Raw genomic sequence first — 13,930 nt, 5'->3', positions numbered from 1 at the left:
TCAACGCTGGAGGTGGTTTGTCAACGGCTGATTCTGGCAGAACGCGGCGCGTCCCCCTTGGGCAGGCCCGCACGGGCGAGGTGCAGGAGGCTCGCGGGATCGTCCACGCCCAGGTGAGCGGCCAGAAGCGCGCGCGTGGGCGGGCTGTCGATGATCTGGCTGAGGGGATGGGTGGTGTAGCCGCGCGTGGACAGCGTCAGCCAGAGCCGCATGAGCTCCCGCCCCATCGCGACCTCGCCCCCCGGCGGCCCGACGAGCACCAGCGCCTCGCCGTCGTAGTCGAGCAGCCCCTTACCGGCCGCCGCCAGAACCCTGGGCAGCCCGGCCCGGCGCAGAACGGGATGGACCGCCAGCGCCGCCCGCAGGCCGAGGGCCTCGGTCCTGGAGAGCGCGAGCGCCCGGTCCGTCAGCCCGTCGAGGTCGTAGCGCCGATGCCGCGGCGTGAGCCGCAGCCATTCGCGCAGCTCGGCGGTGACCGCCGCGTCCCCGAACTGGTGCAGGTCCGCCGCGTACAGCAGCGCCGCCAGATCCCGGCAGGCCACCCGCCGCACCCCCGGCACCAGGTCGGCGGGCAGCCGTCCCGGGTGGTAGGGGCCGCGGTTGGAGCCGCGCCCGCGCACGTCCGCCGTCGTGAACTCCGTCCGGTACGGCTGCGCCGTCTCGTGCAGCACCCCCACCCGCAGCGGCCCCGGATCGGCCCGGAACCCCACCCGCAGCCCCGCCGACGCGCAGACGATCAGGCAGGTCTCCACGAACGCCCCGAGCCCGAGCCGCAGGTCCCGCCCGGTGGGGTCGCTCACGGGCAGCGCCCGCTCCGGGTCCCAGCCGACGACCGCCCCGGTTTCGGTGTAGGTCAGCGTCCAGGGCTGGGTGTTGTGCGCGCTGGGAGCCCGCCAGAAGTCGGCCTCCAGCTCCCTCAACGCCTTCACAGCGCCTTCTCGTAGAACGTGTAGCCGTGCAGCGGCCGCCCGCCCATGGCCTGGAACTGGGCGGCGGAGCCGGGATTGCTCCGTTCGACGTAGGTGCTGCGCAGCGTGTGATAGCCGCCCTCGGCCAGCCCCCGGTGAAGCTCCCGCGAGAGCAGCCGCATGTAGCCGTGCCCCTGCTCGGCGGGGATCGTCCCCTTGATGATCAGGACCGCCTCGCGCCGGTACCGTCCCCGGGTGAGCAGCAGCCGGAGCTGGTTGACCAGGTGCAGATCCCCGCGAACGCGGGCCACGAACGCCGAGATGTCCGGCACGCACAGCACGAACGCCACCGGCCGGCCCGCCTTGGTCAGATACAGCAGCAGCGACTCGTCCAGCAGGAACGACAGCCCGTCGGTCTGCCGGGCGAGCTGCTCGGCGGAGATCTCCGTGTAGTACCCGAGCTGCGCGAAGGCGGCGTTGAGCATCTCCCGCAGAATCGGCAGCTGCTCCCCCAGCCGCCGCCGCTCGCCGCGATGCACCTCCAGCCCCTCGGCCGCCAGGCGGGCGTCATCGAAGCCGAAGACCGGTTCGCCCGGCACGGGACAGATCCACGTGTCGGCCTCGAACCGGCGCACGAACCCGTGCTTCTCATAGGCCGGCGGGTAGTAGGGGTGGTTCCAGGCGCTGTCGATGAACCCGCGATCCCCGAACCCGGAGGTGATCACCCCGCCGCTCTGGTTGGGCAGCAGCGAAACGGGCCCGAAGACGCTCTGCCGCCCCGCCGCCCGCCCCTCGGCCGCGATCGCCTCGAACAGCTCCCCTGCCGCATCCTCCTCGAACTCCGTCAGCCCGAACAACTGCGTCCTCCTGCCCAGCTTGGCGTCGAACGCGGCGTCGGTGTGCAGGGTCGTCCTGGCCACGACCCGGCCGCCGCGGCGCAGGACGGCCAGCCGTACCCCTTGGCGGTGCCAGGCGCGGACCTGCGCGCGCAACGGCGGCACGTACCCCGAACCCGCCGGATAGACCCGGTCGGCGAGGGCCAGGAACTCCGCCAGGTCCCGGCGCGACTCGACGGTGCGCAGACTCACGCCCGCGTCACCGCCGGCCCGTCGCCGTCCTCGCCGGACAGCGGAGTGAACGTCGCGATGTGCGCCATGGGCCCGCCCTCGGCCCGCCAGACGCCGTTGGAGTAGCCCTCGGGCTCGGCGTTGTAGAGCCGGATGTACCCGCCGGTGGCGTTCTTGGTCCCGTCGGTCACCCACCGCATGAGCTCGCGGTGGTGGCGGCTGCGCGCGAACACCAGCAGCGAGTCGCGGTCCTCGAAGAAGGCCAGGGTCCCGAGCGTGAACGGGAACTCCCAGTAGACCTTGTGCCAGCGGTATCCGCGCATGCGCTTCATGTCGCGCACCATGCGTACCCACGTGAAGGTGAGCGTGAGGATCGACAACGGCCCCCGATACCGCGTCGCGCCCACGAACATCGCCCCCGCCTGCCCTTGGGGCGGCGCCTTACTGAAGTCGGTGGTCCTCATCAGTCCTTCACCAGCTCGCCGGAATCACCCACGAGCACAATATCCAGCAAATCACCGCACGCCGGCCCCTCACTGATCGGGGGGAGAGGTCTGGTTGAGCTCGGCGAGCGTGATGAGCCCGTCGTCGAGGGCACGGCCGACGAGTTCGCTCTTGGTACGCGCCGCCCGTCCCACGTTGGCGTACTTCACCCGGACCCGCGCGATGTAGGTGTCGACGGTCTTCACGGTGATGTTGAGCTTGGCGGCGACCAGGTCCTTGGACGAGGACACGAACCACGCCCGCAGCACCTCGGACTCGCGCTGGGACAGGCGTGGCCGGCCGGGGTCCTCGTCGGCGATGAGCGCACCGGACAGCGACGGCGCGGTGTAGGACTCGCCCCGCGCGACCGCCCGGATGGCGGGTACCAGGTGCTCGGGCCCTTCGCGCTTGGTCAGGTAGGCGAGCGCGCCCAGGTCCACGCATTTGATCGCGGTCGCGTCGTCGGTGTGCTGGGAGTACACGATCACGCGCCGGCCGCTGTCGACCAGCCTGCGCAGTTCGCCGAAGTCCGGCCGGCGCGGCACCAGCTCCAGGTCGAAGATCACGACGTCGGCCTCGGCGCCGGGTCCGGTCCAGACGTCGGCGAGCCGGTCCCCGGCGTCGATGAGGGCGATCTCCGGGTCGGCCCGTGAGCACCAGGAGTGGACGCCCGCGCTAATGGCCGCGTGATCATCGACGATCACCGCGGTGATCAACTCGCCACCTGCCATCGGGCCTCCATCCAGACCGTGCCGCGCCGCCTCCCCGGCCGACCGTCACGCCCCACCGCTCGCGAACTCGCCCGCAGCCGCAGCCAGCCTAGTGGCCGCCGCCGGCATCGAAGCCGTGGCGTGCTCGTGGCTAGCCGGCCATGAGCCGGGCCAGCCGGTCGTAGGCCGGGGACGAGGCTCCGGGCTGGGACTGCGCGGCCAGCCGGGCGATCTCCGGGTTGTGGACGGGGCGGCTCTCGGCCCGGCTGGGGTGCCGGGCGAACCAGTCGCGGGTACGGTCCGCCAGGCCGGGCAGGCGGGGGTCGTCGGGCGACCAGTCGTAGGCGGCGTCATGGTCGAGGTAGAGAGCGCGGAACTCGGGATCGGTCATGAGCTCGCGTTTCTCCGCGATCCACACCAGGGCGTCCTCGGGCGAGGCCGTCTGCATGAGGATCCAGCCGTCGCGTTCGACCTGGACGGCGCGCTCGCTGGCGCCGAGGTCGCACAGGTCGTCGAGGTAGTCGGCGACCTCCGGGGAGACGAAGAGCCGGTCACCGCCGTGCAGCTGGGCGAGTTGTTCACGGGACCGGGTCAGCTGCGCGATGCGATCCTCGAGGTCGTGGTCGATCTCGGCGATGGCCACCGCGAGCGCCTCCGGGCCCGCGTCGAGAAGGTCCCTGACGCGGGCCAGCGGCACACCCGCGTGGGCCAGAGTCCTGATCTTGACGAGGGTGATGGCGTGCGCGGCGGTGTAGCGCCGGTAGCCGGAGGAGTCGCGGCCGGGCTCGGTGAGCAGGCCGCGCTCGTGATAGTGGCGGATGGCCTTGGTGGTCACTCCGGCGTAGTCCGCGAGCTGGCCTATCGTGAGCATGCCGGCCATCCTTCCACCTCGGCGTCAGCCGGTCAGACCCGGCGGGTCAGGCGGCCGCCGCCGTTGCGGAAACGCGTCTGCCCGTCGCGGACGTCGTGGAAGGAGACGAGCAGCAGCCGCAGGTACCCGTCGAACACCTCCGTCGGGTAGCCGGCGGGCGCGAAGAGGCCGGGCCGGATCGGCACGTAGCGCTGCGGCGGGGCGGAGGTCGTGCCACCGGCGAACTCGGTGAAGATGCGCTCCTGAGAGGCGTCCGCCGGTTCGTAGGTCGTCCGCTCCTCGAGCTGGCCGTCGACGATGCTGACGTCGACGCGGAGCTGGTTGGAGCGGTAGGTGCCCACGTAGGGGGTGAGGTCGACGTCCTGCTCCCACTCGGTGATCAGCTTGGGGATCCGGACGCCGAGGTGCTCGCTCAGGAGCCACCCCAGGAGCTGGTCCTGCAGCATGATCGCCGCCGGGTTGTTGCCGTAGGCGGCGAAGACCAGGTCGTACTCGGGGATCACGCACAGGAGGGAGACGCCGCCGGGCGAGGCGCCCGACATGGCCAGGACGGTCGTGCCGCCGAACGGGTACAGCACCCAGCCCAGGCCGATCGGCGGGGTGTTGGGGCTGCCCATGTCGTGGGAGACCCGCTGCATCAGCGCGGTCGACTCGGCCGACAGGACGCGCGTACCGGAAGGCGACACGCCTCCCGCGAGGTGGGTGCGCCCGAACGCGAGCAGGTCGGCGATGGTGCCGATCGGGGTTCCGCCGGCCGGGCCCCAGGTGTCGGGCAGCGTGAACATGTTCGTGGGCCTGGGCTCCATGGTCTCCGGGTCGGGAAAGTGGCCGACGGCCGTGCTGCGCAGGATGGCCTGCTCGGCCGAGGTGCCGGAGTCCTTCATGCCGGCGGGGGCGTAGACGTCGCGTTCGAGCAGGTCGGGGAAGGACAGGCCGGTCACCACCTCCAGCAGGCGGCCCGCGACGATCATGCCGCCGTTGGAGTAGCTGAGCTGCTCGCCGGCTTCGAACAGCGTGCCGCAGCCGGCCAGGCCCTTGACGTAGGCGTCCAGGGCCCCGCGGCCCTTGTCGGCGGGGAAGTACAGGTCGGCGTCGATGCCGTTGGTGTGCCCGATCAGGTGCCGGACCAGGATCTTGTCCGCGGCCCCCGGTACGGCCAGCGCGAACTCGGGCAGGTACCTCGCCACCGGCGCGTCGAGGTCGAGCGCCCCGCGGTCGACCTGCTGGAGGACCAGGGTGGTGGTCAGGACCTTGGTGACGGAGCCGAAGAGGAATCCGGTCTCGCGCAGCATGGGCGCGCCGGTGGCGACGTTGGCGGTGCCGTGGGCGACGATGATCTGCTCGCCGGCCTGGTAGACGCCGGCGACGAACCCGGGGATCCCGGCGGACTCGCAGTGGGCGGCGACCTGGTCGCGGATCTGGGCTTCGATGGTGTGCGGTGCGTTGTTGTTCATGTGGAGCATCCTCGAAGCTTGCCCCTGGGGCAAGGTCAAGCCGTGAGGTTCAATCGCCCGCGGAAGGCGCGGGCCCGCGCAGCAGCCACTGCCCGAACGTCCGGCGCGGAGGCCGCACCACCACGCGGCCGTGGACCTTCTGACCGACCAGTTCCACCCGCAGGGTGACCGGCGCCTCGGGATGGCGACGGTGCTTGACCTTGCTGTGCACCAGCTGCAGACCGTCGGTGTCGACCACGACGCCCGGCCGCGTGACCAGCGTCAGGGTCTTGCCCGCCATGCTCACGTCGATCCGCAGGGTGTCGTGCGTGATCACCGCGTCGGTGAAGTCGAGCGTCACGGCGCAGTAGGTGACGGCGAGCTCCAGCCTCCGGGGCACCACCCAGCGTCCCGTGCGCTCGATCGGCCCGCTGTGGACCTGCTCGATCCGCACCAGGTCCTTGACCTCCGCGACGGCCGCCCCGGAGGTGGCCGACACGGGCGGCAGGTCGGCGGTGAGCGGGGTCAGTTCGCTCAGGGTCCGCGCCGACAGGGCGGCCTCCACGCGCTCGTCCAGTTCGTCGGCGGTCAGCAGCCCTTCGCCCGCCGCGATGCGGAGCACGTCCACCACGCGGTCCCGGTCGGCATGAGAGGCTCGCAGCTCCGGCGACGAGCCCTTCCCGGTGGGCGGAGTCTCTCTCGGCATGCTTCCATCCTGGTCCTGTCGAGCCGCTGCGCGCGACGCGACCAAAGCCTAGCGCTCTCCTCAGCGGGGACGGCTGTGCGCGGCCTCGGCCAGATCCGTCCATTCCCCGGCAGAGGAGTGGGGCACGACCACCCAGTCCTTCATCTCCCTGCCCTCCCCCGAGGGGTCGAAGAGCGACGCCCCGGGCAGCTTGAGCGCGGTCGCGTGCTCGGCGGTGTCCCTGACCAGCCGGAACACCATCGCGCCGTCACGCTGCAGGCTCGCGAACACCTTCCCCGCCTGATCCTTGAGCGCCGGCCTCCCCATCATCCCGGAGATCCGCACACCCAGATCGGCCAGCTCGGCGCCGACCTGCTCGAAATCCTCTTCAGCGCTCATCGTCAGTCGATCCCCCACTCCATGGCGGGGTCGAGCGGCTCAGCCCCGTGACACGATCGCCTCGGCCCCCGCCTCCCGGCAACACGGCGATCAGGCTAGTCGTCGCGGGGACACCGATCAAGGCCGGGGTGGAGGCGCCGGTCAGCCGTCACGAGAGGTTTCGCGGCCGCGGCGGTACGACCTCTGGCGGCACGCGGGCGAGCAGTACGTCCGGCGACGCCCCCGCGCGGGCTGGGTGAAGGGCTCTCCGCAGACCGCGCAGCGATCCACGGCTTTTTCGTCACGCGGTGGCGGTATTTCGTCACGTGCCGACCGGGCCGCGGCGACGAGACCCCGTACCGGGACGAGCCCGCGCGGCGTGTGGCTGACCAGTTCGCCGTCGAGATCCGGGCACTCGCCGACGATGTCGTCGTCCGGGCACAGCAGCAGGTGCACCAGATAGTCCTGCGCGCTGCGCAGATGCCTGATCCTCTCCTCGATCAGCTCGGCGTGGCGCCGCACCGTGTCCTGCCAGTGCCGGTTCCGGCTGCCCGCGGTGACGACGGACGCCTGTTCGAGCGGCATCGCCCCCGTCACGCAGCACAGGTACGCCAGCCCGATCCGGCGCAGCCCGGTCTCGGTGTAGACCCGGCGCCCGTTGACCCGCGGCGGCTCGGGCAGCACACCCTGGGACTCCCACCAGCGCAGCGTCGAGGGGGCGAGGCCGTAGAGGGCCGCCGCCTGGCCGATCGAGACGCCGAGAGGCTCATCCATGGAGCCCATTTGACATCAAGTCGCCTTCAAGTCTCAAGCTTGGACTGAGGTTAGGCATACCTAAGTCCCTGTGGTCCCAGGAGGAACGAAGACTTGAGCACGACAACAGCAGATCCCCCGGCCGCGCTCGCGAAGGCCGGGGCCCTGGCGCGGCTGCTCGCCCCGATCCGGGCCCACCTCGTGGTCTGCGCGACCCTGTCGACCTTGAGCGCGGCGGCGGGCATCGTGCCGTACATCGCCGTCGCCGAGATCGCGCGCGTCATGCTCGGCGACCCCGCCGGGGCCGGCGCCGCCATCTGGACCTGGGTGGGCATCGGCGCCGCCGGCGCCGCCCTGTGGCTCCTGCTGCTGGTGCAGTCCTCGCGCGTGGGGCACTACGCGGACGCGGCGATCCTGCACGACCTGCGGGTACGGATCGTCCGTCACCTCGGCGCGCTGCCCCTGGGCTGGTTCCGCGCCTCGGGCTCCGGCCGGGTCAAGCGGGCGATGACGGGCGACCTGGAGGAGATGCACGAGGTCATCGCGCACGCCCTGGGTCAGCTGACCGGAGCGGTCACGGTGACGGTCGTCGGCGCGGGATACCTGTTCTTCGTCGACGTCCCCATGGCGCTCATCGCGCTGGCCGTCCTGGGACTGATGGCGCTCTTCTACCGGGTCTCCATGCGTTCCATGACGACCCACATGAACCGGCTCATCGCCGCCGACGCCCGCATCAGCGCCGCCAGTGTCGAGTACGCCGACGGGATCCAGGTGGTCAAGACGTTCGGCACCGGAGGCCGCGTCCTGCGCCGGTTCGACGACGCCGTGGACGAGCACACCCAGGCGTTCGCCGCGTGGGTCGCCGAGGTGCGCTACAGCTCGGCGGTGTCACGGCTGCTCGGCTCGGAGATGGCCGTCCTCGCCGTCGTGACCGCCGCCGGGCTGGCCTTCCTCGGCCACGGGTCGCTCGCCGTCGCCGACCTCGTGGCGTTCCTGGTCGTCGCCGTCGGGCTGCCGAACTCGATCCTCCCGGCCGTGAGCGCCGCCCAGGGCGTACGCAAGGGCCGGATGGGCGCGGCCAACATCGAGCGGCTGCTGTCGCGCCCGCCGCTGCCCGAGCCCGCCCGCCCCGAAAAGCCGCGGGGGCACGGCGTGGAGTTCGACCGCGTCACGTTCTCCTACGACGGGGTGACCCACGCGCTCGAGAACGTCAGCGCCGTCTGCCCGCCAGGACAGGTGACCGCGATCGTGGGCCCGTCGGGCGCGGGCAAGACGACGCTCGCGAGCCTGCTGCCGCGCTTCTACGACGTGACGGACGGCGCGATCCGGATCGGCGGAACCGACGTGCGCTCGATCCCGTCGGCCGACCTGCTGGCGTCGATGTCGCTGGTGTTCCAGGACGTGGCGCTGCTGCGCGACAGCGTGGCGGAGAACATCCGCATCGGCCGGCCCGGCGCGAGCGACGCCGAGGTTCGCCGGGCGGCCACCGACGCGCACATCCACGAGGTGATCGAACGCCTGCCCGAGGGCTACGACACCCTGCTCGACGCGGGCGGCGGCAGCCTGTCCGGCGGCGAGCGCCAGCGGCTGACCATCGCGCGGGCGATCCTGTCCGGGGCGCCGATCGTCGTGCTGGACGAGGCGACGGCCGCGCTCGACGCCGACAGCGAGGCGGCGGTCCAGGACGCGCTGGCCACCCTGGCGATCGGCAAGACGGTGATCGTCATCGCCCACCGGCTGCACACGATCGCCGGCGCCGGCCAGATTCTCGTGCTCGACAGGGGGCGGCTGGCCGAGCGCGGCAACCACGACGACCTGCTCGCGAGCGGCGGCCTGTACGCCAGGATGTGGGCCGCGCAGGAAGGGGCGCTCGCATGATCCGGCGGCTGTACCGGCTCTGGCCGGAGCCGAAACTGCTGGCCCGGCTGTGGCTGCTCACCGCCGCGCAGGCCGTTCTGCAAGGTCTGCTGCTCGGCCTGCTGGTCCCGATCCTGGACGCCGTCGTACGGCCGGAGCCCGACCTCGCCGCGGCCACCCCCTGGCTCGTGCTCGGCGCGGTCGGCGCGCTCGCGTACGCGGTGCTGAGCGTCATCGCCACCCCCGTCGGGTTCGCGGCGTCGGGCGCGCTGGCGGCGCAACTGCGGCGGGGCCTGATGCGGCAGGTGAGCGCGCTGCCGCTGGGGTGGTTCACCGCCGAGCACAAGGCGCGGCTCGCCCGTGGCGTGACCGCGGACGTCGGCGACTCCGCGCACCTGGCCGTGACCGTCGCCGGTCCCGCGATCACCTCGACGTTGCTGCCCGCGACGATCGTCGCCGTGACGTTCGCCGTCGACTGGCGGATGGCGTTGCTGCTGTGCGCGATCGCGCTGATCGCCTTCTGGGCGCTACGGCGGGCCGCGCGCATCGCCGAGATCGCCGAGATCGAGCTGGAACGGGCCTCGGCCGGGGTCGCCGGCCGGGCGATCGAGTTCGGCCAGGCCCAGCCGGTCCTGCGCGCGGCCGGATACGCCGACGGCACGCCCAGGATGCGCGCCGCGCTCGTGGACCACCGCGAGACCTACCGCGACGGCATGCGCCGCGCGCGCCGGCCGTTCTTCGTCTACACCGGCGTGATCATGGGCGGCTTCGTCGCGGTGCTCGCGCTGGCGGCCGGGCTCGTGCTCGGCGAGCACGTCCCGGTTCCCGAGGCGATCGCGCTGCTCGTGCTCGCCGCCCGCTTCCTGGAGCCGCTCGGCAACCTCATCGACCTCATCGGGGCGCTGCGCGCGATGACGAACAAGATCACCCGCATCGAGGAACTGCTGGCCACGCCCACGCTGCCCGTGCCGGCCGACCCGGTGCGCGGCATCGAGGCGGCCGACGTCGAGTTCTCGCGCGTCAGCTTCACCTACCCGGGCGGCCGGGCCCCCGCGCTGCGCGAGGTGTCGCTGCGCTGCCGGCCGGGCACCACCACCGCGCTGGTCGGGCCCTCCGGCTCCGGGAAGACGACGGTGACCAGGCTCGTCGCCCGGTTCTTCGACGTCGGCTCCGGGCACGTGCGCGTCGGCGGCGTCGACGTCCGCGACCTCGATCCGGGCGCCCTGCTCGACGAGATCGCCATCGTCTTCCAGGACGTCTACCTGTTCGACGACACCATCGAGAACAACCTGCGCCTGGCCCACCCGGAGGCGAGCTGGCACGAGCTCGAGGAGGCGGCCGCCGCCGCCCGGCTCGACGAGGTGGTCGAACGGCTGCCCGACGGCTGGCGTACCCGCGTGGGCGAGGCCGGCGCCCAGTTGTCGGGCGGCGAACGCCAGCGCGTCGCGATCGCGCGGGCGATACTCAAGCGGGCGCGCATCGTGCTCGTCGACGAGGCCAGCTCCGCGCTCGACCCCGAGAACGAGGCCGCGATCACGCAGGCCATCGCCAACCTCGGCGACGACCCCTCCCGGACGGTGATCGTGATCGCCCACCGCCCCGCCACCCTGGCCGCGGCCGACCACGTGGTCTCGCTCGACGAGGGCCGCGTCACCGAGACCGGCACACCCTCGGAACTGCTGCGCACGGGCGGGGCGTTCGCGCGGCTGTCCCGGCAGTACGAGCGGGCACGGCACTGGCGCATCGCCGAGAAGGGACACCCGTCGTGAAGCCGCGCCTCCTGGCGATCGTGCTCGCGGTGGCGCTCTCGCTCGCCGCGTGCGGCACCGCGTCGCCGTCCGCGCCGGAACCAGGCGGTGGAACGGTGACCGTGACGTCAGCAAGCGGCGAGGTCACCGTGCCCGTCACCGACTCCGGGATCTGGGCGCTGGACTACCAGACCGCCCTCAACCTCCTGGCGCTGGGCGTCGTCCCCGGGCACGCCGGGAAGTACGGCTACGACACCGACCCGTTCGTGTCCGCCGCCTACACGATCCTGGAGAAGGCCGGGGTCGAGCTGGTCGAGCCCGGCAAGGCCGAACTCGTCGCCGCCGCCGGGCCGGAGCTCGTCGTCGGCCTGCCGAACACCGGCAGCGACACGATCGTTCCGCAACTGCGCGAGATCGCGCCGGTCGTGATCCTGCCCGGCCTGCCCGTGCTGGAGGACACCCTCGGCACCCTCGGCGCGATCACGGGACACCAGGCCCAGGCCGCGGCCGTGGCTGGGCGTCTCAAAACGGCACGCACCGACCTGGCGCGCCGCGTCAAGGGCTCGAAGTTCGCGGGCGCCGCCGTGTCGGCGCTGTCCGCGTGCGGCGAGGACACCTTCTGCGTGTACGGCAACGCGCGCGGCTTCGGCCCGATCCTTACCGAACTCGGCCTGAGGCGGCCCGCCGGGCAGGCGCTCAAGGGCAACGAGTGGGGATACGAGAACCTCTCGCCGGAGAAGCTCGGCGAGCACAAGGCCGAGATCATCATCGCGTTCGCCGGCTCGGTCACCTTCGGGGCTCCGTCTCCGCTCGAGAACCGGCTGCTCGACACCTCGGGATCGCGGACCGGCGAGGTGGACTTCTCCGCGTGGTTCGGGGTCGGCCCGCTGAACCAGCTCTGGGTGCTCCACGACCTCGACGCGCTGCTCTTCGGCGACGGCCGGGCCGCCGGGGCGGCGGACGGTCCCGCGCTGTGGTCGCAGGTCACCGCAGCCTCATGAGCGCGCGGCCGTTTCGCCTGGTCGTGGCCGCGCTCGCCCTGGTGGTGGCGGCGATCCTGAGTGTCGCCGTCGGGGCCAAGCCGATCGACCTCGCGGCGATCGCCGGGTCACTCACCGGCTTCGACGGGTCGGGCGACCACCACATCGTGCGTGACCTCCGTCTTCCGCGTACGGCCGCCGGGCTGCTGGCCGGGGCCGCGCTCGGCGCGTCGGGCACGCTGATCCAGGCGCTGACCCGCAATCCGCTCGCCGACCCGGGACTGCTCGGGGTGAACGCCGGGGCGGCGCTGGCCGTCGCGATCGGGATCGCCGTGTTCGGGGCCGGGTCGGCCGGCGGGTACCTGTGGTTCGCGTTCGCCGGCGCGCTGGCCGCGACGCTCGGCGTCTACCTGATCGGGTCGGCGGGGAAGGGAGCCGCCGACCCGATCAGGCTCACGCTCGCCGGTGTCGCGATGGGCGCGGTGCTGATGGGCGTCACCTCGGCGATGATGCTGCTCCAGCCCCGCGTCTTCGACCACATGCGCGGCTGGAACGCCGGCACGCTCGCGGGCCGCGGCCCGGACGTGCTGCTGCCCGCGCTGCCCTTCGTGTCCGCGGGCCTGCTGCTGGCCCTCGTGGCCGCGCGATCGCTGAACGGCGTCGCCCTCGGCGACGAGGTCGCCGCCTCCCTCGGCGTGCGGGTCGGCCGTACGCGGGCCCTCGTGGTCGTCGCGGTGACGTTGCTGGCCGGTTCGGCGACCGCGATCGCGGGCCCGGTCGCGTTCGCCGGTCTGATGACGCCCCACGTCGCGCGGTGGATCACCGGTCCCGACCAGCGATGGATCCTCCTCCAGACGATCGTCCTCACGCCGGTCCTGCTCCTGCTGGCCGACGTGATCGGCCGGGTCGTGACCGCACCCGGTGAGGTGCCCGTCGGCATCGTCACCGCCTTCGTCGGCGCGCCCGTGCTCATCGTCCTGGCCAGGCGCGCGCGGGCGAGCCGGCTGTGACCGGGGTCCGCGCCATGGTCGTGAGCCTGTCGCTCCTGCTGCTGTGCGGCGCGGTCGTCCTGTGGTCGCTGACCACCGGCGATCTCCGGCTCGGCATCGGCGAGGTCGCCGCCGCCCTGACCGGCGGGGAGGACCGCGTCACCCGCATGGTCGTGCTCACGTGGCGCCTGCCGCGCGCGGTGGCGGCCGTGGTCTTCGGCGCCGGGCTGGGCGTGGCGGGCGCGATCTTCCAGTCGCTGACCGGGAACCCGCTGGGCAGCCCGGATGTCATCGGGTTCTCCAGCGGCGCGTACACCGGCGCGCTGATCGTGATCATCGGCGTCGGCGGCGGCTACCTCGACGTGGCCGCGGGCGCGCTGATCGGGGGCCTGGCCACCGCCGCCGTGGTCTATCTGCTCGCCTTCCGTCGCGGCGTCCAAGGGTTCCGGCTCATCGTCGTCGGCATCGGCGTCTCCGCGATCCTCACCGCGGCCAACACCTGGATGCTCCTGCGCGCGCAGCTGGAGACCGCCATCACGGCGGCGGTCTGGGGCGCCGGAACGCTCAACGGCATCGGCTGGGATCGCGCCGCTCCGGCCTGCCTCGCGACCCTCTCCCTCTTGATCGCCCTCAGGCGGTTCCAGCCGTCCCTGCGCGTCCTGGAGATGGGCGCCGACACCGCGCGGGCCCTCGGCGTCCGCGTCGAAGGCAGCCGCCTCATCCTGCTGTTCACCGCCGTCGTGATCACCGCCGCCGTCACCGCCGCGGCCGGGCCGATCGCCTTCGTCGCCCTGGCCGCGCCACAGATCGCCCGCCGCCTCACCCGCGCTCCCGGAGTCACGTTGACCGCCTCGGCGCTGACGGGAGCGCTGCTGCTGGCGAGCGCCGACCACGCGGCCCAGCACCTGATGCCGCGGGTCCTCCCCGTAGGTGTCGTCACGGTGATCGCCGGCGGCGGCTACCTGGTCTGGCTGCTCATCCACGAACAGCGCCGCCGCTGACGAATTCCCGATGGGGTCCGAACCTTTGTCGCGCCGGTGCCATCCAACCCTACGAAAGATCCACATA

14 protein-coding genes are annotated in these 13,930 nt (G+C 72.5%); 5 read left to right on the top strand and 9 right to left on the bottom strand.

Features of this window, described 5'->3' with window-relative positions; genetic code table 11:
* Nucleotides 1-20 precede the first annotated feature (20 nt).
* The 9 genes from ACFWYW_RS32410 to ACFWYW_RS32370 all read right to left on the bottom strand — a co-directional run bounded on the left by ACFWYW_RS32410 (nucleotide 21) and on the right by ACFWYW_RS32370 (nucleotide 7,309).
* A complete protein-coding gene (locus ACFWYW_RS32410; protein ID WP_379616850.1) occupies nucleotides 21-929 on the bottom strand; it encodes a hypothetical protein in 909 nt (302 codons plus the stop codon).
* Nucleotides 926-1,996 (bottom strand): hypothetical protein, encoded by a 1,071-nt coding sequence (locus ACFWYW_RS32405; RefSeq protein WP_379616848.1) that lies wholly within the window; start codon nucleotides 1,994-1,996, stop codon nucleotides 926-928. Before ACFWYW_RS32405 ends, ACFWYW_RS32410 begins: the two co-directional genes overlap by 4 nt.
* A complete protein-coding gene (locus ACFWYW_RS32400; RefSeq protein WP_379616846.1) occupies nucleotides 1,993-2,439 on the bottom strand; it encodes a DUF4188 domain-containing protein in 447 nt (148 codons plus the stop codon). The genes ACFWYW_RS32405 and ACFWYW_RS32400 overlap by 4 nt, the downstream gene beginning before the upstream one ends.
* A gap of 69 nt (nucleotides 2,440-2,508) precedes the next feature.
* Nucleotides 2,509-3,189, bottom strand: coding sequence for a response regulator (locus ACFWYW_RS32395; protein ID WP_379616844.1), 681 nt, complete (start codon nucleotides 3,187-3,189; stop codon nucleotides 2,509-2,511).
* Between the two features lie 130 nt (nucleotides 3,190-3,319).
* Nucleotides 3,320-4,039, bottom strand: coding sequence for a MerR family transcriptional regulator (locus tag ACFWYW_RS32390; RefSeq protein WP_379616842.1), 720 nt, complete (start codon nucleotides 4,037-4,039; stop codon nucleotides 3,320-3,322).
* 32 nt (nucleotides 4,040-4,071) lie between these two features.
* A complete protein-coding gene (locus tag ACFWYW_RS32385) occupies nucleotides 4,072-5,493 on the bottom strand; it encodes a serine hydrolase domain-containing protein (protein ID WP_379616840.1) in 1,422 nt (473 codons plus the stop codon).
* A gap of 49 nt (nucleotides 5,494-5,542) precedes the next feature.
* A complete protein-coding gene (locus tag ACFWYW_RS32380; RefSeq protein WP_379616838.1) occupies nucleotides 5,543-6,178 on the bottom strand; it encodes a DUF1707 domain-containing protein in 636 nt (211 codons plus the stop codon).
* Between the two features lie 60 nt (nucleotides 6,179-6,238).
* Entirely contained in the window at nucleotides 6,239-6,556 is a 318-nt protein-coding gene (locus ACFWYW_RS32375) for a hypothetical protein (RefSeq protein ID WP_379616836.1), read from the bottom strand.
* Between the two features lie 141 nt (nucleotides 6,557-6,697).
* Nucleotides 6,698-7,309 (bottom strand): MerR family DNA-binding transcriptional regulator, encoded by a 612-nt coding sequence (locus tag ACFWYW_RS32370; RefSeq protein WP_379616834.1) that lies wholly within the window; start codon nucleotides 7,307-7,309, stop codon nucleotides 6,698-6,700.
* A gap of 93 nt (nucleotides 7,310-7,402) precedes the next feature.
* On the opposite strand from ACFWYW_RS32370, the gene ACFWYW_RS32365 reads away from it, so the two are divergent.
* The 5 genes from ACFWYW_RS32365 to ACFWYW_RS32345 are packed head-to-tail and all read left to right on the top strand — an operon-like array spanning nucleotide 7,403 to nucleotide 13,863.
* Nucleotides 7,403-9,166: an ABC transporter ATP-binding protein gene (locus tag ACFWYW_RS32365; RefSeq protein ID WP_379616832.1), complete on the top strand. Its 1,764-nt coding sequence runs from the start codon at nucleotides 7,403-7,405 to the stop codon at nucleotides 9,164-9,166.
* Nucleotides 9,163-10,914, top strand: a complete 1,752-nt coding sequence (locus tag ACFWYW_RS32360; protein ID WP_379616830.1) for an ABC transporter ATP-binding protein — start codon at nucleotides 9,163-9,165, stop codon at nucleotides 10,912-10,914. Before ACFWYW_RS32365 ends, ACFWYW_RS32360 begins: the two co-directional genes overlap by 4 nt.
* Nucleotides 10,911-11,894, top strand: coding sequence for an ABC transporter substrate-binding protein (locus ACFWYW_RS32355; protein ID WP_379616828.1), 984 nt, complete (start codon nucleotides 10,911-10,913; stop codon nucleotides 11,892-11,894). The genes ACFWYW_RS32360 and ACFWYW_RS32355 overlap by 4 nt, the downstream gene beginning before the upstream one ends.
* Nucleotides 11,891-12,883, top strand: coding sequence for an iron chelate uptake ABC transporter family permease subunit (locus tag ACFWYW_RS32350; protein ID WP_379641141.1), 993 nt, complete (start codon nucleotides 11,891-11,893; stop codon nucleotides 12,881-12,883). Before ACFWYW_RS32355 ends, ACFWYW_RS32350 begins: the two co-directional genes overlap by 4 nt.
* Entirely contained in the window at nucleotides 12,880-13,863 is a 984-nt protein-coding gene (locus ACFWYW_RS32345; protein WP_379616824.1) for a FecCD family ABC transporter permease, read from the top strand. Before ACFWYW_RS32350 ends, ACFWYW_RS32345 begins: the two co-directional genes overlap by 4 nt.
* The last annotated feature ends 67 nt before the right edge of the window (nucleotides 13,864-13,930 follow it).

The sequence above is a fragment of the Nonomuraea sp. NPDC059023 genome, assembly GCF_042740095.1.
In the GTDB taxonomy this organism is placed as follows: Bacteria; Actinomycetota; Actinomycetes; order Streptosporangiales; family Streptosporangiaceae; genus Nonomuraea.
The sequence above is the reverse complement of the archived record's forward strand: the minus strand, read 5'-3'. Positions and strand labels throughout refer to the sequence as shown.